We start from the raw sequence: 18,230 nt of genomic DNA, 5'->3' as shown, positions 1-18,230 counted from the left end.
TGTGGGTACAAGGGGTGGATCGCGGTGTCTGTTGCGCAGCAAGACTGGCACAGGAAGGTCCGCGTGGCACCGGTGGAGGGCGCGACCGGATCCGTAACTGTGGCTCTCGCGGATCACCCCTCCTGTCGCGACACGTGAGGATGGCGACGTTCAGATGGTCGCCCACGTAGGACGGCATGAGAGGTGGAGACTGGCGTGAATCCTTTCGACGACCCCGGCGCCGAGTTCTTGGTGCTGGTCAACGACGAGGGACAGCATTCGCTGTGGCCCGCCTTCGCGGATGTGCCCAGCGGCTGGCATGTCGCCCACAGCAAGGACACCCGTGAAGTGTGCCTGGCCTACATCGAGGAGAACTGGACGGACATGCGGCCCAAGAGCCTGATCGAGGCGATGGGCGACTGAGCCGTCCTCGGCTGCGCGTCACGGAATGAAGGGGACGGTCCTCGCGGTCGGGAGCGGGGCCCGCGCGCGTCTTTCGAGACGCATGAGGACCCCTCTCGTCGACGAGAGGACGGGAACACCGGAGAAAGGACCAACGGGAACTATGACGTCGCCCGCCACCGGTGAGAGCAGGTGGTTCCGCAGGTTCCGTCCGAGCCCGGAGGCCGAGATCAGCCTGGTGTGTCTGCCGCACGCCGGGGGGACCGCGAGTTTCTACTTCCCGCTCACCGAGCTGCTGCCTTCGACCGTGGAGGCCCTGGTCGTCCAGTACCCGGGGCGACAGGACCGGCTGCGTGAGCCGTGCGTCGAGAGCATCCCCGAGATGGCGCGAGCCGTGTTCGACGTGCTGAAGCCGCTCGCCGCGAAGCGTCCCGTCGCACTGTTCGGTCACAGCATGGGCGCCAGTGTCGGATTCGAACTGGCCATGCTGCTCGAACGAGAGCTGGGGACAACCCCCCGGGCGCTCTTCGTGTCCGCCAGATCCGCGTCCTCGCTGCACCGCGGCCGGGACATGCACCGCCTCGACGACGCGGGGCTCGTCGCCGAGCTGCAACTGCTCAGTGGTACCGACGCGCAGATCCTCGAAGAACGCGAACTGCTGCAACTGGTCCTGCCGTCGATCCGCAGCGACTACAAGGCGTTCGAGACCTACACGGCGGAGCCCGGCGCGGCACTGCGGTGCGATGTCGTCGCGCTCACCGGGGAAGCCGACCACCACGTTCCGGTCGACGAGGCGGCGGGCTGGCGGGAGCGCACCACGGGCGGCTTCGATCTGCGGGTCTTCCCCGGCGGCCACTTCTATATCGCCGACCACCGGGCGGCCGTGGCCGCGGTGATCACGGACACCCTGTGCGCGGCGCCGACCCGCGGCGGACGAACCAACGGCTGAGGAGAACCCGACGATGCGTGTACTTTTCGTGACGCTCTCCGACAGGTCACATCTGCTGTCCATGGTGCCGCTCGCCTGGTCCCTGGCCGTCGCAGGCCACGACGTCCAGGTCGCCAGCAGCCCGGCGCTGGTGGACGCCATCAAGGGCGTGGGGCTGACCGCGGTCTCCGTCGGCGAGGACCACAACTTCCACGAGATGCTGGCGCGGAACCGCGGCTCCCTGGAGAACCCACTGTCCGACTGGTCCACCCCGACCCTCGAAGCGCACTCATGGGAGCTGGCGCTGGCGAAGCTCAGGGCCGGCGTCATGTTCTCCCACCAGGTCTACAACGACCCCATGATCCCCGACCTGGTTTCCTATGCCCGCCACTGGCGACCCGACCTGGTCGTCTGGGAACCCCTCACCTACGCGGGGCCGGTGGCGGCGCGCGTCGTCGGCGCCGCCCACGCCCGGCTGCTGTGGTGCTTCGACAATCATTCCGCGATGCGCGACGTCTTCCTCCGACGCCAGGCGGAACGCCCGCGGGAGCGCCGGGAAGACCCGATGGCCGATTGGCTCGGCAGGCACCTCGGCCGCTACGGCAGCTCGTTCGACGAAGAGGTCGTGGTCGGCCAGTGGACCATCGACCAGGTACCCACCAGCCTCCAGTTTCCGTCGACGGTGGAGCGGATACCGCTCCGCTACCTCCCCTACAACGGCCCCTCCGAGATTCCGGACTGGCTGCACGAGCCACCTGAACGCCCGCGCGTCGTCCTGACCCCCGGCCTCGCCACGCATGCCGTGGTCGGCGACACCCTCCTCCCGATCCCCGACATGATCGACACCATGGGCGACATGGACATCGAGGTGGTGGCCACGCTGCCGCCCGCCGAAGCCGCGAAGCTCGCCAAGGTCCCCGGCAACACCCGTATCGTCGACTTCGTCCCCCTGCACGCCCTGCTTCCCACCGCCTCAGCCGTCATCCACTACGGCGGCTTCGGCTCCTGGAGCACGGCACTCGTCAACGCCGTACCCCAGTTCATCCCCACCATCCGCTACGCCGACTGGTGGAACAGGGCGACGAGCCTGGCCGGGGCCGGTGCGGGAATCGCCGTGCACGCCTCCGAGCTGACGGCCGATGTCCTGCGCGACAGTGTGCAACGGCTGCTCAGGGACCCGTCCTTCGCGGGCGGAGCCGAGCGCCTGCGCCAGGAGAACCTGACCGCACCCACCCCGCACGATCTGGTGCCCGTACTGGAAAACCTCACCGAGGAGCGTCGCCGATGAAGGTCCGAGAACTGGCAGTGCCCGGCGCCTACGAGTTCGTACCCGACGTGCACCGCGATCACCGCGGCGCGTTCGTCGCCCACTACACCGAATCCGCCTTCTCGGAAGCCGTGGGGTACCCGCTGCGGCTGGGCCAGGTCCACTACAGCTTCTCCCGGCGCGGGGTAGTCCGGGGCGTGCACTACGAGGACGTACCGCCCGGCCAGGCCAAATTGGTGACCTGCCCCGCCGGGGAGCTGCTCGACGTGGTGGTCGACCTGCGGGTGGGTTCCCCCACGTTCGGCCGTTGGGACAGCACCCGGCTGAACCCCGATTCCTGCCGTGCGGTGTACCTGGAGGAGGGACTCGGGCACGCGTTCGTCGCCCTGCGGGACGACACGGTGGCCGCCTATGTGACGTCGGTGGAGTACGACCCGGCCGCCGAGCACGAGATCGACGCCTTCGACCCGGCCCTTGGGCTGCCCTGGCCCGAAGGCATGGAGTACCTGGTCTCCCCACGTGACCGGGGTGCGCCGACCCTGGCCGAGGCCCGTCGCGCCGGCAGGCTGCCGTCGTACGAGGCGTGCCGGGCGCTGCATGTGGACACGCACGTGGAGAGGGGGGACCGGGCATGACGAACGACGTGATCGACGCGCACGCGGGCTCGGCCGTCGTCCTCGGCGGCACCGGATTCATGGGCCGGAACATCTGCACAGCGCTGGTCGCCCGCGGATACGACGTCCTGGCCGTGGCCAGGAAACCCGCTGAGCCGGCTCCCGGGGCCCGCTTCCTCGCGCTCGACGTGACGTCCGCGACGGCCGGGGACATCGCCGAGGCCGTGGGCCCGGCCGGTCTCGTCGTCAACGCGGCGGGTGACATCGGGGCGGACGACGAGGATCGGATGACGGCCGAGCACGTCCTGCTCGTCGACCGACTGGTGCGCGCCGTCTCGACGCTCCGCCGACGGCCGAGGCTGCTCCAGCTCGGCACCGTGCACGAGTACGGTCCTGTCCCGGAGGGCACCGCCATCGCGGAGGACCACCCGACCGCCCCCGGCAGCGTCTACGCGCGCACCAAGCTGGCCGGCAGCCGCATCGTCCTGGATGCCACGGAGGCGGGACGCGTGGACGGTTGCGTGCTCCGCCTCACCAACGGCTGCGGACCCGGAGCTCCGTTGCACGGCTTCCTCGGCCGACTCGCCGCGCAACTGCGTGCCACCAGCGAGGACGCGCCCCTCGATCTGACAGTCGTCGACGACCAGCGCGACTTTGTCGACGTACGTGACATCGCCGAGGCCGTGGTGCTGGCGGCGGGCGTGCGGGCGACCGCGCACCTGATCAACATCGGTTCGGGGACCGCCACCAGCATGCGGGAACTCGCCGGAATTCTCGTCTCCGTATCGGGCGTGCCCCCGCACCTGGTGCGGAGGGGGCAGGCCCCGGTGCACAGCAAGGGCGGTGCGTGGACCCAGGCCGACATCCGGCTCGCGCGCAGGGTGCTCGGCTGGTCCCCGCAGGTGCCGCTGAAGCAGTCCCTCCACGACCTGTGGGCCGCGTCGTGACCCCTTCGGCCTGAGGCGGCGCAGACCCTAGGCGGACGGTGCGCCGTTGAGCCGGAGCAGGTCGGCCGTCATGGGAAGCTCCCGGTGCGGCTCGAGCGAGTCGAAGGAGTGCGAGTGGTGTCCTTCGGCCACCGGCTTGCGGGTCAGGAAGGCCAGCAGGTCCCGCGTGGCCCGCTTAGACCGGTCCGCGGCGTACAGGGTCGAGACGCTGTGCTTGCTCTCGTGGTCGACTATCAGGCACGTGTCGAGGAAGTCACGATGCTGCGCTTCGGCGCGAACGAGGTGGGCGTTCGCGTCGTGCCATCGGGTGCCGTTCACCTCGCGCATGTCGTGCAGGAAGGTGACGGCGCTGTCGTCCGTCATGTTCTCGCTGCCCAGGTAGGTCGTCATGGTGTGGTCGACGCCGTCGCTGTGCACCCCTTCGAGTGCCGGCTCGCCGATCAGGTCACCGTCGGTGGTGGTCCTCACGTTGAGCAGTGTGCAGATCCACTGGTCGCTGTCGTAGCCCAGTTTCGGCCGGTGGGTGACCGTCACGCCGTCGAAGACCATGAACTTGAAGACGAAGAGCGCCTGGAGGGCGGTGTTGAGCTGGAGGTCGTTCTGAATCTCGTCGAAGACGCGTACCCGGCCGGAATCGTGCCGTACGAAGTCGTCCTCCAAGGACAGCATGAACGGCTGGAATTCGAGCCGCCGTACCCGCATGGACCGTGGGTCGAAACCGAAGCGGCCGGTCCTGGTCTTTCGGAACGGAAGAGTCGGGTCGCTCTTCAGCCCGTCGCTGACGGTGGCGAGGTTCTCGAGGTCATCGTCCGTGGCGCCCAATTCCTTGACGATCCCGGTGAGCTGGGCGCCGGGGACGAAAACGAAACGGTCGCGGACATAGGTCGAACGTATCTCTGCGATTTCGGAAGCCACGGCATCGTGTTTCGACATACCCCTTGTTCCCTCCATGGTGATACGGCGGATGTAATGGGCTGAGGCCAACGGCCGATCAGGTGTGATGCGCGAAGTCCGTGTGATGTACGAGGTCCGGAAATCCGCTCGGCAAAGGTGCGGTTCACCGGGAAACGGGATCGGCCGGCCGAAGTCGGAACGCTCAGCATGCGCTGACACCACATTTATCATCCGACGGCCCGTCGGGCAATGGACCGCGAAAGCTGTCGCCGAGGCGGACGATCCGCGGCGGCAGTCGGTGACATGCGCGTTTGGCCGGCCGGACGCACACGTCACCGGCGTTTCGAGATGGCCCGGAACTTCCTCCTGCCCGCTGTGGGACACCGGTGCGATCACCGCCGTAACGGCGGTGATCGCCGACGTGGCCGAAGGGTGTGGTGTCGGACAGTCAAGGGCGGCTGATGCCCGGTATATCGAGAGCATGAACTCCACGCCGGGCTTCTGCTGAATTCGTTTCCGTTCGGCCGTACGTCCGGTGCTGGAGGTTTCTCTCGATGACGACTGTCGGCCTGCCTGGAGAAGTTCTCACCGGAGGCGCTGTCGATCCGGACACGGCGATAGCCGTGATCGGCGTCTCGTGCCGGTTCCCGCGGGCGGGAAGCCCGCAGCGCCTGTGGGAGTTGTTGGCGGCCGGCGAGAGTGCCGTCACGGAGGTCCCGCCGGACCGCTGGACGGGTCCGGCCTCGGACGGGGCGCCTCGGTGGGGCGCCTTTCTCGACCGGCCCGCGGACTTCGACGCGGGCTTTTTCGGTCTCTCCCCCCGCGAGGCGCCTTTCGTCGACCCGCAGCAGCGACTCGTACTGGAGCTGGGCTGGGAAGCACTTGAGGACGCCCGCGTGGTCCCCGGCGAGGTCAGCGGCAGCCGACTGGGCACGTTCGTCGGCGTGAACGCCGACGACTACGCGAAGCTGCTGACGCGTCATGCCCAGGCACTCGGCGCGCACCACACCATGCCGGGCATCCAGCGCGGCATCATCGCCAACCGGCTCTCCGCCTTCCTCGGCGCCAGTGGCCCGAGCCTCACGATCGACTCCGCGCAGTCCTCCTCCCTGGTGGCCCTGCACCTGGCCTGTGCGAGCCTGCGGTCCGGGGAGTCGGAACTCGCCATCGCGTGCGGCGTCAACCTGCATCTGATGCCGGAAGGCGTGCTGCTCGCCGCGAGCCTGGGCGGCCTCTCGCCGGACGGTCGCTGCTACACGTTCGACGCCAGGGCCAACGGATATGTGCCGGGCGAGGGCGGCGGCGCCGTCGTGCTCAAGCGGCTGAGCGCGGCGCTCGACGACGGGGACCGCATCCTGTGCCTGGTACGTGGTAGCGCGACCAACAACGACGGCAGGGGGGAGACGCTCACCTCGCCGACGGTGGGCTCCCAGGCCGACGTCGTCACCCGGGCCTACGAGTGTGCCGGTCTGTCCCCGGCCGCCGCCCGCTACGTCGAACTGCACGGCCCCGGAACCCCGGTGGGCGACCCGGTCGAGGCCGCCGCCCTGGGAGAGGCCATAGGCCGTCGGCGTCCCGCCGGCCTGCCTCTGGCGGTCGGGTCGGTCAAGACCAACATCGGCCACCTGAGCGGCGCGGGCGGTATCGCCGGGTTCCTCAAGACCGTCCTGGCCCTCAAGCACCGACTGCTGCCCGCCAGCCTGAACTTCGAGACACCGAACCCCCGGATCCCCCTGGACGACCTCAATCTCCGGGTGCAGCGGGAACTCGGTCCGTGGCCCGGGGATCCGGCGCCGGACGAGCAACTCGTCGCCGGAGTCAGCTCGTTCGGGATGGGCGGCAGCAATTGCCACGTCGTACTGTCGGACTGGCGACCGGAACCCGGGGACGAGCGCACCGGCGGGCGTGCCGGACCGGACCTGCCGGTCGTGCCCTGGATCGTCTCCGGCCGCTCCCCGGAGGCACTGCGCGGACAGGCGCGCCGACTGGCCCGGTTCGCCGAGGGCGCCGGTGACGCGGACGCGGCGGACGTGGGCTGGTCGCTGGCCTCGTCGCGGTCGCGCTTCGGGCACCGTGCGGTGGTGGTGGGCACGGGTCGGGGTGAGTTGACCGAAGGGCTGTCAGGGCTGGCCGAGCGGGGCGGCGGACCCGGGGTGGTGTCGGGTTCGGTGGTGGACGGTGGCGTGGGGATGGTGTTCTCGGGCCAGGGTGCGCAACGAGTCGGCATGGGTGAGGGCCTGTCGTGTTTCGGTGCGTTCGCCGAGGCGCTGGACGAGGTGATGGGCGTCTTCGACGAGGTCGTCGGAGATGTGGCCGCTGACGTACGTCTGCCGGAGGAGTCACGGGAGTTCTTCGGGGTCGGAGGTGACTACTCAGGTCGACTGCGTGAGGTGATGTCCGGAGGCGTCGACGGGCTGGACGGGACAGGGTGGGCGCAGCCGGCGTTGTTCGCCTTCGAGGTTGCTCTGTGGCGCCTGCTGGGCTCGTGGGACGTGCGTCCTTCGGTGGTGGCGGGTCATTCGCTGGGCGAACTGGTGGCGGCTCATGTGGCGGGTGTCTGGTCGCTGCGGGACGCGGCTCGGGTGGTGCTGGCGCGTGGCTGGTTGATGCACGGTCTGCCGATCGGTGAGGGCGTGATGGTGGCGGTGGGGGCCGGGGCGGAGGCCGTGCGGTTGGGGGACGGCGTGGAGCTCGCGGCGGTGAACGGTCCTGAGTCGGTGGTGCTCACGGGCACGGTGGAGCCGGTGCTGGCCGAGGTGGGGCGCCTGGCGGAGCTGGGGGTGAGGACACGGCGTCTGGCGGTGTCGCATGCGTCCCATTCGGCGCTGATGGAGCCGATGTTCGAGGCGTACGGGCGGGTTGTGGGGTCGGTGGAGTCCCGGGACCAGTCGGTGCCGGTGGTGTCGACCGTCACGGGACAGGTGGCGGCTCCCGGGGTGTTGCGGGATCCGGAGTACTGGGTGCGCCAGGTGCGCAGGACGGTGCTGTTCGGTGACGCGGTCGCCACGATGCGTGAGTGCGGGGTGGCGACCTTTCTGGAGATCGGCCCCGACGCCGTTCTCACCCCCATGGTCAAGGAGTCGGTCCGGGCCCGGACCGAGGACGTGCGGACGCCCGCCGATGTCGTCGCCGTCCCGTTCTGCCGCAGGGACCGGGACGAGACCCACACCGCGACAACCGCGCTGGCCCACCTGTGGGTGCGCGGGGCGGAGGTCGACTGGCGACCGTTCTTCCCGGGGGCGCTCCAAGTCGACCTGCCCACCTACGTGTTCCAGCGTCGGCGGTACTGGTTCGAGAGCCAGGAGAGCCAGGAGAGCCAGGAGAGCCGGCCGGAACCGGAACGGACGGTCGCCGAGCCCCCTCGGAAGGACCTCGACGAGCCCGACGGGACCGGGGTGGCAACGACGTCGGGCCCGGGGCGGACCGACGGACACCTCGTCTCCGTCCTGGCCGGACTGTCCGAGCCCGAACAACGTGACGCCCTCCTCGACGCGGTGTGCGACCAAGCGGCGGCCGTCATGGAGCACACCGGCCGGGTCGATGCCACCCTGACCTTCAAAGACCTCGGCTTCGACTCCCTGATGGCACAGGAGCTGGCCGACGGTCTCGCCGCACGCACCGGTCTGCCCGTCGCCGGCCGCCTCGTCTTCGACCACCCGACCCCGCGCGGTCTCGCCCACCACCTCCACGAAGAGATCACCGGAAAGCGGCAGGCGGCCGTCACGCGCGTCGCGAAGGCGACGGCCGAGCCGCTGGCCATCGTGGGCATGGCGTGCCGCTACCCCGGCGGGGTGAACACGCCCGAAGAGCTGTGGCAGTTGGTCGTCAGCGGCGAGGACGCCATCTCCGGTTATCCCGCCGACCGGGGCTGGAACCTGGACGCCCTCTACCACCCGGACCCCGATCACTGGGGCACCAGCTACACACGGAGCGGTGGCTTCCTCACCGGGGCCGGCGACTTCGACGCGGAGTTCTTCGGGATCTCGCCGCGTGAGGCGCTGGCGATGGACCCGCAGCAGCGGCTGCTGCTGGAGACGTCCTGGGAGGCACTGGAGCGCGCCGGAATCGATCCGCGATCGCGCCGCGCGTCGGCGACCGGTACGTACATAGGTGCCACCACCCACTCCTACGGTCCACGTGCTCATCAGGCCACCGAGGGCTTCGCCGGATACCTGCTGACCGGTAACGCGCCGAGCGTGATGTCCGGCCGCATCGCGTACGCCCTCGGCCTGGAAGGCCCGGCGGTGACGGTGGACACGGCGTGTTCGTCGTCACTGGTGGCGCTGCACCTGGCCGGTCAGGCGCTGCGTTCCGGCGAGTGCGACCTCGCCCTCGCCGGCGGAGTCACGGTCATGGCCTCCCCGGACATGTTCATCGAGTTCAGCCGGCAGCGCGGGCTGTCGGCGGACGGTCGGTGCAAGGCGTTCTCGGCGGGTGCGGACGGTACGGGGTGGGGTGAGGGCGTGGGCATGCTGGTGGTGGAGCGGCTGTCGGACGCCAGGCGCAACGGACACCGGATCCTTGCCGTGGTGCGGGGTTCCGCGGTGAACCAGGACGGTGCGTCGAACGGGCTGACAGCGCCGAACGGCCCGTCACAGCAGAGGGTGATCCGGGCGGCACTGGCCAGTGCGGGAATCGGCACCGGTGAGGTCGACGCCGTCGAGGCACACGGTACGGGAACGAGGCTCGGGGACCCCATCGAGGCGGAGGCGTTGCTGGCCACGTACGGGCGGGACCGGGGCGAGGACCAGCCGTTGTGGCTGGGGTCGCTGAAGTCGAACATCGGGCATACGCAGGCTGCCGCGGGTGTGGCCGGTGTGATCAAGATGGTGCTGGCGATGCGGCACGGGGTGCTGCCGAAGACCTTGCACGCACAGGAGCCGACGCCGCAGGTGGACTGGTCGGCGGGCAGGGTGGAACTGCTGACCGAGGCGCGTGCGTGGGCCGGGGGCGGTCGTCCGCGCCGGGCGGGGGTGTCCTCGTTCGGGATCAGCGGCACCAACGCACACGTCATCCTGGAGGAGGCCGAGGAGGCCGAGGAGTCCGAAGAGACCCCGCACGGGCCGGGAGCGCCGCCGCAGGAACCGGGTGGCGCCTCCGCCGCCGTGCCCTGGGTCCTGTCGGGCACGTGCGAGGCGGCGCTGCGCGGGCAGGCCCGGCGGCTCACGTCCTTCCTGGAGGCGCGCCCCGAGGTGTCGCCCGTCGACGTCGGAATGTCACTGGTCACCTCGCGGTCGCTCCACGAGCGGCGTGCGGTCGTGACGGGCGGCTCGCGGCAGGAACTCCTCGAAGCGGTACGGGCCGTGGCGGAGGGCACCGCGCCGAGCGGTGCGGCGCGAGGCGGCGGAATCACGCCTCGGCCCGTGTTCGTGTTCCCGGGGCAGGGATCGCAGTGGGTGGGAATGGCCCGGGAGCTGCTGTCGTCCTCGACGGCGTTCGCCTCCCGGATGAGCGAGTGCGCGGCGGCGCTGTCCTCGTTCGTGGAGTGGTCGCTGCTGGACGTCCTCGACGACGCCGATGCGTTGGCGCGCGTCGACGTGGTCCAGCCGGCGCTGTGGGCGGTCATGGTGTCGCTGGCCGAGGTGTGGCGCTCGTACGGTGTCGAACCCGCGGCCGTGGTGGGCCACTCGCAGGGGGAGATCGCGGCCGCGGTGGTGGCCGGCGGCCTGTCGTTGCGGGACGGCGCCCGGGTGGCGGCGCTGCGCAGCCGCGCCATCGGCACCGTGCTGGCCGGGCGCGGCGGGATGGTGTCGGTGGCGTCACCGGTCGACGACGTGCGCCGGCGCATCGAGGCGTCGGGCGCGGCGGTGGCGGTGGCGGCGGTCAACGGTCCGTCGTCCACGGTGGTGTCGGGTACGCCGGAGGCGCTGGACGCCCTGCTGGCGCGGTGCGAGCGCGACGGGATTCGGGCGAGCCGTGTCGCGGTGGACTACGCCTCGCACTCCTCGCAGGTCGACGAGGTGCGCGAGCGCGTACTCACCGACCTGGCGCCGGTGGAACCCGGGGCGTTCACGGTGCCCTTCCTCTCCACGGTCACCGGGGAGTGGCTGGAGGGCGGGCGTGGTCCGGACGCGGAGTACTGGGTGCGCAACCTGCGGCAGACGGTGCGTTTCGAAGAGGCGATCCGGGCGCTGGCCGGTTCGGGCTTCGGGGCGTTCGTGGAGTGCAGCGCGCACCCCGTGCTGACCGCGAGTATGCGAGAGACACTGGAGAGTGCGGGGAGCGACGCCGTGGTGGTCGGTTCGCTGCGGCGTGACGACGGCGGTGCGCGACGGGTGCTCACGTCCCTGGGCGAGGCGTTCGTCCACGGTGTGCCGGTGGACTGGACGCAGGCGTACACCAGGTCGGGGGCACGGCGCGTCGATCTGCCCACCTACGCGTTCCAGCACGAGAGGTTCTGGTGGGCTCCGGACGACGCGCCCGCGCCCGAGGACAGCGCGGCGGACGGGGCGTTCTGGCAGGCCGTGGAGGGCGGCGACGCGGAGGCGCTGGCCGGCGCACTGGAGGTCGACGACGCGTCGCTGGCGCAGGTGCTGCCCGCGTTGAAGTCCTGGCGGCAGCGGCAGCGCGTGACCTCGACGGTGGACGGCTGGCGTTACCGCACCCGGTGGGCGCCCGTGAGCACGGCGCGTCGGCCGACGCTGTCCGGCACCTGGCTGCTGGTCGCCCCGGAGGGCTGTGCCGCGGAGGTCGTCGGGCCGACCGCGGCCGCGGTGCGTGACCACGGCGGCGACGTGGTCACGGTCGAGCTGCCCGCGGGAGCCGCCCGCGACCGGATCGCCGACCTGCTGCGAAGTGTGCGGGCGGAGGGTGGCGCGTACGGGGGTGTGCTGTCGCTGCTGTCCCTGGCCGACGGGCCGCCCGTCGAAACCGGTGTCCCCCGGGCGGGCCTGACCGGGGCGCTCGCCCTGTTCCAGGCGCTGGGCGACGCGGGGGTGAACGGCCCCCTGTGGTACCTGACCCGCGGCGCGGTGGCCGTGGCGGACACGGACCGGGCCGGCGTCCCCACCCAGCGGATGGTGTGGGGCCTCGGCCGGATCGTGGCCTTGGAGCACCCGGAGCGGTTCGGCGGTCTGGTGGACCTGCCCGAGCGCTGGGACACGCACACGGGGCGCCTGCTGGCGGCGGTCCTGGCCGGCGCGGAGGGCGAGGACCAGGTCGCGATCCGTCCCTCCGGAACGTTCGCCCGCCGCCTCGCCCGAGCCCCGCGTCCCGACCCGCGGGCGCAGTGGCACCCGCGCGGCACCGTGCTGGTGACGGGCGGCACCGGTGCCCTGGGCGGGCGGGTGGCCCGCTGGCTGGCCCGGTCGGGCGCCGCGCACGTGGTGCTGGCCGGCCGCCGCGGACCGGACGCGCCCGGCGCCGGTGCGCTGCGCGAGGAACTGGAGGCCACCGGCACGCGGGTGACCCTCACCGCCTGCGACGTGGGCGACCGCGCGGCACTCGCCCGCCTCCTCGACGGGATATCCGACGGCTGCCCGCTGTCGGCGGTGGTCCACACCGCCGCGGTTCTGGACGACGCGGTCGTGGAACGGCTGACCCCCGGGCAGATCGACCGCGTGCTGCGGGTGAAGGCCGACGGCGCCTGGTACCTGCACGAGCTGACCGACGGCATGGACCTGGACGCCTTCGTGCTGTTCTCCTCCGTGGCGGGCACCCTGGGCGCCTCCGGACAGGGCAACTACGCGCCCGGCAACGCCTACCTCGACGCCCTCGCCGAGTACCGGCACGGCCTCGGCCTTCCCGCGTCCTCGGTGGCCTGGAGCGCCTGGGCCGACGAAGGCATGGCCGGGGGCGGGATCGGCGCGGTGGCGCGCCGGCACGGCCTGCCGGGGATGGCCCCCGAACTGGCGGTGTCGGCACTGGCGGGCGCGGTGGCAGAAGGCGAGCCCGGCGTCGTGATCGCGGACATCGAATGGGACAGGTTCCACGTGGCGTACACCGCCACGCGCCCCAGCCCTTTCCTCGCCGACCTGCCCGACGTACACCGGCTCGCACGGACGGCCGATCCCGGCACGCACGCGGCGAACGCGCCCGGCGGCCTGGTCGGCAGGCTGGCCGGCCTGGCGACCGGGGCCGAACAGGAGACGGCGATGCTCGCCGTGGTACGCGGGCACGTGGCGTCGGTACTGGGCTACGCGCAAGCCGACGCGGTCGATCCGTCCCGCGCGTTCAAGGACCTCGGCCTCGACTCGGTGACCGCCGTTGAGCTGTGCAACCGCCTGAGCGCGGCGACCGGCCTGAGCCTGCCTTCCACCGTGGCCTTCGACTCCCCGAACGCCCGCGCGCTCGCGGTCCGCCTGCGCGCGGAACTGCTCCCCGGGCCGGAGACGGCGTCCTCTCCGCCCGTGGCCGCCGAGCCGACGACGGGCGAGGACCCCGTGGTCATCGTCGGGATGAGCTGCCGGTTTCCCGGTGACGTCCGGTCGCCCGAGGACCTGTGGCGGATGCTCGACACGGCCGGGGAGGGCATCACCCCGTTCCCCGACGACCGCGGCTGGGACGTGGAGGCCCTGTACGACCCGGACTCCGGCTCCGGCCGAGCCGGGACGTCCTGCGCCGTCGAGGGCGGCTTCCTCCACGACGCGGGGGACTTCGACGCCGACTTCTTCGGGATCTCGCCGCGTGAGGCGCTGGCGATGGACCCGCAGCAGCGGCTGCTGCTGGAGACGTCCTGGGAGGCACTGGAGCGGGCGGGCATCGACCCCTCGGCGCTCAGGGGCACCGCCACCGCCGTCTTCGCCGGGACGAACGGTCAGGACTACCTCGCCATGAGCCCCGACGTGCCCGAGGACGCGGCGGGATACGTCACCACCGGCAGCACGGCCAGTGTGCTCTCCGGCCGGGTGGCCTACGCGCTGGGCCTGGAGGGGCCCGCGGTGACGGTGGACACGGCGTGCTCGTCCTCGCTGGTGGCCCTGCACCTGGCCGTACAGTCCGTGCGCACCGGCGAGTCCACGCTCGCCCTCGTCAGCGGTGTGACCGTCATGGCCACGCCCGGCCTGTTCACCGAGTTCACCCGCCAGGGCGGGCTCGCTCCCGACGGGCGCTGCAAGGCGTTCGCGGCGACGGCCGACGGCGCCGGCTTCTCCGAGGGTGTCGGCGTCCTGGTGGTGGAGCGGCTGTCGGAGGCCCGGCGCCGTGGGCACCGGGTGCTGGCGGTGGTACGGGGCTCGGCCGTGAACCAGGACGGCGCCTCCAACGGTCTGACGGCGCCGAACGGTCCCGCGCAACAGCGGGTGATCCGGGCGGCGTTGGCGAGTGCGGGGCTGACCGCGGGCGAGGTCGATGCGGTGGAGGCGCATGGTACGGGTACGAGGCTGGGTGATCCGATCGAGGCGCAGGCGTTGCTGGCCACGTACGGTCGCGACCGGGATGGGGACCGTCCGTTGTGGTTGGGATCGGTGAAGTCCAACATCGGGCACACCCAGGCTGCCGCGGGGGCGGCCGGTGTGATCAAGATGGTGCTGGCGATGCGGCACGGTGTGCTGCCGCCCACCCTGCACGTCGACGAGCCGTCGACGCACATCGACTGGTCCGCGGGCCCGGTGAGGCTGTTGACCGACCCCGTCGTGTGGCCCGAGGCGGGCCGACCGCGTCGGGCCGGTGTGTCCTCCTTCGGCGTGAGCGGAACGAACGCCCACGTCATCTTGGAACAGGCACCGGAACAGGCACGGGAACAGGCTGCTGCGGAGGCCGGGGCGGACGACGGGGCGGTGCCGGGCACCCTGGCGGTTTCCGTCGGCGGTGTCACTCCCTGGGTGCTGTCGGCCAGGTCCGAGGCGGCGGTCCGGGACCAGGCCGCGCGGTTGCTGCCGCTCACCGACGAGGGCGCGGGGCCGGACGCGCTGGCACCGGGCGATGTCGGTTTCTCGCTGGCGACCACCCGCGCGGTGTTCGACCGTCGCGCGGTCGTCCTGGGTGCGGATCGTACCGGCTTGGCGTGTGGTCTGACCGCTCTGGCCCAGGGGCGGGAGGCCCCAGGTGTGGTGCGCGGTGCGGTGGTCGGCTCCGACGACAGGGTGGTGTTCGTCTTTCCCGGCCAGGGGTGGCAGTGGCTGGGGATGGCGGTCGAGTTGCTGGACTCGTCGCCGGTGTTCGCGCAGTGGATGGAGAGGTGCGCGGCGGCGCTGACGCCCTCGGTCGAGTGGTCTTTGGTGGACGTCGTGCGAGGCGTCGAGGGCCCGGAGTGGTTCGACCGGGTTGACGTGGTGCAGCCGGTGATGTGGGCGGTCATGGTGTCGCTGGCGGGGACGTGGCGTTCGTTGGGCGTGGTGCCGTCGGCGGTGGTGGGGCACTCGCAGGGGGAGATCGCCGCCGCGGTGGTGGCGGGTGGGCTGTCCCTGGAGGACGGTGCGCGGGTCGTGGCGGTGCGCAGTCGCGCGCTGCGGGCACTGTCGGGCCGTGGGGCGATGGCGTCGGTGGGCCTGCCCGCGGGGGTGGCCGAGGAGCGGCTGGCCGCCTGGGGCGAGCGGTTGTCGGTGGCGGCGGTGAACGCGCCGACGGCGGTGGTGGTGTCGGGCGATGTGGAAGCCGTTGAGGAGTTCCTGGAGGTGTGTGAGGTGCAGGGCGTTCGAGCACGTCGGGTGTCGGTGGACTACGCCTCGCACGGTGCGCATGTCGAGGCGATCGAGGCCGAGCTCGAGCGGAGTCTCGCCGGGATTGCTCCGCGGCCGTCGTCGGTCCCGTTCTATTCAACGGTGACGGGCGGTGTGTTGGACACGGCGGAGCTGGACGCGCGGTACTGGTACCGGAACCTGCGCGGGAGGGTGCGGTTCGACGAGACGGTGCGGGTGCTGCTGGGCGCGGGCTTCCGGGTGTTCGTGGAAGCCAGCGGGCATCCGGTGCTGGTGATGGGCGTGGCGGAGACGGCCGACGACTGCGGGGTCGACATCGCGGCGGTGGGGTCGTTGCGCCGTGGAGAAGGCGGTCCCGACCGGTTGCTGGCGTCCGTGGCCGAGGCGTTCGTGGGCGGCGCCAGGGTGGATTGGCCGGCGGCGTTCGCGGGATCGGCGCCGCGGCACGTGGACTTGCCGACGTACGCGTTCCAGCGTCGGCGGTACTGGCTCGCCCCGCGCGTTGCCGCGGTGTCCGGTGATGCCGCCTCGGTGGGGCTGGAGCCGACGCAGCACCCGTTGCTGGGGGCGGCGGTGCCGCTGCCCGGGTCCGAAGGCTTCCTGCTGACGGGGCGTCTGTCGCCGCGTGCCCAGCCATGGCTCGCCGATCACGTGCTGCTGGGTCGGGTGGTCGTGCCGGGGTCGGCATGGGTGGAGATGGCCTTGCGAGCGGGGGAGGAGGTGGGGTGCCTGCGGCTGGAGGAACTGACGCTGGAGGCGCCGCTGGTCCTGGCCGACGAGGGCGCGGTCCGGGTGCAGCTCGTCGTCGGCGGGCCGCAGGAGGAAGGCCGGCGCGAGCTGAGCGTGTACGCCAGTGGTGGCGGCAGCGGTGCCTGGACCTGCCATGCGCGGGGTGTGCTGGGCGTCGGTGGCGAGGCGGACGGCTCTGGGGACATGAGCGCTTGGCCGCCGCATGGGGCGGAGACGGTGGACTTCGCCGGGACGTACGAGCGGTTGGCGGGCGCGGGGCTTGCCTACGGGCCGGCGTTTCGCGGGCTGCGGTCGGTGTGGCGCCGGGGAGAGGAGGTCTTCGCCGAGGCGGAGTTGCCCGAGATGCCGGGCACGGATCGCTTGGGGATGCATCCGGCGTTGCTGGACGCGGCGTTGTACGCGTGGCTGGCGTGCGCGGACGGCGCCGAGGACGGGGTGCGGTTGCCGTTCGCGTGGTCTGGTGTGTCGCTGCATGGGGCTGCGGCTTCCGCGGTGCGGGTGCGGTTGGCGCCGAGGGGCGACGGCGGGCTGTCGGTGGTGGTGACCGATGCGGCGGGGATGCCGGTGGTGTCGGTGGATGCCGTGGTCACACGACCGGTGCGGAAGGCGGACCTCGCGGCCTCGGTGGGGGCGGGGGAGCGCTCGGGCCGGGTGGAGTGGGTGCCGGCAGCGTCGTGTGCGGTGTCGGAGGGCGGAGCGCGCAGATGTGCTGTGGTCGGGGCGGACCTCTTCGAGCTGGCCGAGGCGTTGGGGGCGGAGGCCGTCAAGGGTCTCGCCGGGCTCAGCGAGCACGTGCCGGATGTGGCGGTGGTACGAGTCGGTTCCGCGGTCGGCGAGGGGGCGGCGCCGGCCGTGAGCGGTGCCGTGGACGGAATTTCGGGTGTGGTGCGGGAGTGGCTGGCCCAGGAGCGGTTCGCCGGGTCCCGGTTGGTGGTGGTGACGCGGGGCGCGGTGGCCGTCGAGGCCGGTGAGGAGGTCCGCGATCCGGTAGCGGCCTCGGTGTGGAGAGTGGTGCGCTCCGCGCAGGCGGAGAATCCGGGGCGGTTGGCGTTGGTGGACGTGGACGATCAGGCGTCGCCCGAGGTACTGCGTCATACCGTCCTGGCCGGAGAGGACCGGGTGGCCGTACGTGGCGACGCGGTGTTCACCCCGCGCTCGACCCCGCTGAAAGGACACGTCCGTCGGCCGGTCCCCGTACGAAGCGCCCCCACCCATGCCGAAGCCTCCCGTTCGGAAGAGGCGCCGTTGATACGGCGCTTGTCGGGCCTCGGCCACGCGGAGCGACAGCGGGTGCTGCTCCGGTCGGTCCGGGAACACGCCGCGGCCGTCCTCGGTCACGGGGCAGTGGGGTCCGTGGCGCCCGATCGCGGTTTCCTCGACCTCGGCTTCGTCTCGCTCACCGCGGTGGAACTGCGCAACCGGCTGAACGCGGCCACCGGGCTGCGGCTGCCCGCGACCCTGATCTTCGACCACCCGAGCCCGGCCGCGCTCGCCGAACACCTCGGAGAGGAACTGGCACCCGCCGGGACGACGGGGGACGCGGACCCCTCCCTGACCGCCGAGCTCGACAGGCTGGAAGCCGCGCTTCTCGGCGCGCGCGTGCAGCCGGACGACGCGACGCGCGCCATGGTCGTGAGCCGCCTGACGAGCGTCCTGTCCCGGTGGAGCGGCGACCGGAACGGCGCGGTCACGGACGTTCCCCTTCCCGTTCCCGACGCCCCGGCACCGGACGGCACGGAGCAGAGGGCCCCGGTCGACGTCCCTGGTCATCTGGAGTCCGCGGAGGCCGACGAGCTCTTCAGCTTTATCGACCGGGAATTCGGGCCCTCCTGAACGGCACCCTCTCGTACGCCGCACACCCGTCGCACGCCG

7 protein-coding genes are annotated in these 18,230 nt (G+C 71.8%); 6 read left to right on the top strand and 1 reads right to left on the bottom strand.

The annotated features are described in order from the left end of the window. Positions 1–195: 195 nt before the first annotated feature. From ACIBJC_RS00505 to ACIBJC_RS00485, 5 genes are all read left to right on the top strand, one after another. Positions 196–402 (top strand): MbtH family protein, encoded by a 207-nt coding sequence (locus tag ACIBJC_RS00505; protein WP_329826771.1) that lies wholly within the window; start codon positions 196–198, stop codon positions 400–402. Positions 403–544: 142 nt separating this feature from the next. After that, positions 545–1,330: a thioesterase II family protein gene (locus ACIBJC_RS00500; RefSeq protein WP_399285791.1), complete on the top strand. Its 786-nt coding sequence runs from the start codon at positions 545–547 to the stop codon at positions 1,328–1,330. 13 nt (positions 1,331–1,343) lie between these two features. Then, a complete protein-coding gene (locus ACIBJC_RS00495; protein ID WP_399285789.1) occupies positions 1,344–2,597 on the top strand; it encodes an activator-dependent family glycosyltransferase in 1,254 nt (417 codons plus the stop codon). Further along, positions 2,594–3,211: a dTDP-4-dehydrorhamnose 3,5-epimerase family protein gene (locus tag ACIBJC_RS00490; RefSeq protein WP_399285787.1), complete on the top strand. Its 618-nt coding sequence runs from the start codon at positions 2,594–2,596 to the stop codon at positions 3,209–3,211. Before ACIBJC_RS00495 ends, ACIBJC_RS00490 begins: the two co-directional genes overlap by 4 nt. Next, entirely contained in the window at positions 3,208–4,137 is a 930-nt protein-coding gene (locus tag ACIBJC_RS00485) for an NAD-dependent epimerase/dehydratase family protein (protein WP_399285785.1), read from the top strand. Before ACIBJC_RS00490 ends, ACIBJC_RS00485 begins: the two co-directional genes overlap by 4 nt. 27 nt (positions 4,138–4,164) lie before the next feature. Here ACIBJC_RS00485 and ACIBJC_RS00480 read toward each other — a convergent pair whose 3' ends face one another. Next, positions 4,165–5,052: a 2OG-Fe dioxygenase family protein gene (locus ACIBJC_RS00480; RefSeq protein WP_399285783.1), complete on the bottom strand. Its 888-nt coding sequence runs from the start codon at positions 5,050–5,052 to the stop codon at positions 4,165–4,167. A gap of 533 nt (positions 5,053–5,585) precedes the next feature. On the opposite strand from ACIBJC_RS00480, the gene ACIBJC_RS00475 reads away from it, so the two are divergent. Further along, positions 5,586–18,191 carry a type I polyketide synthase gene (locus tag ACIBJC_RS00475; protein WP_399285781.1) on the top strand — a complete coding sequence of 4,202 codons (12,606 nt, stop codon included), beginning with the start codon at positions 5,586–5,588 and terminating at the stop codon, positions 18,189–18,191. Positions 18,192–18,230 lie beyond the last annotated feature (39 nt).

This window comes from Streptomyces sp. NPDC050509 (genome assembly GCF_044457965.1).
Classification (GTDB): Bacteria; Actinomycetota; Actinomycetes; order Streptomycetales; family Streptomycetaceae; genus Streptomyces.
The sequence above is the reverse complement of the archived record's forward strand: the minus strand, read 5'-3'. Positions and strand labels throughout refer to the sequence as shown.

Coding starts and splice junctions, on each gene's coding strand:
- ACIBJC_RS00485 (WP_399285785.1), top strand. CDS start 3,208: ATGACGAACGACGTGATCGACGCGCACGCGGGCTCGGCCGTCGTCCTC.
- ACIBJC_RS00490 (WP_399285787.1), top strand. CDS start 2,594: ATGAAGGTCCGAGAACTGGCAGTGCCCGGCGCCTACGAGTTCGTACCC.
- ACIBJC_RS00475 (WP_399285781.1), top strand. CDS start 5,586: ATGACGACTGTCGGCCTGCCTGGAGAAGTTCTCACCGGAGGCGCTGTC.
- ACIBJC_RS00495 (WP_399285789.1), top strand. CDS start 1,344: ATGCGTGTACTTTTCGTGACGCTCTCCGACAGGTCACATCTGCTGTCC.
- ACIBJC_RS00500 (WP_399285791.1), top strand. CDS start 545: ATGACGTCGCCCGCCACCGGTGAGAGCAGGTGGTTCCGCAGGTTCCGT.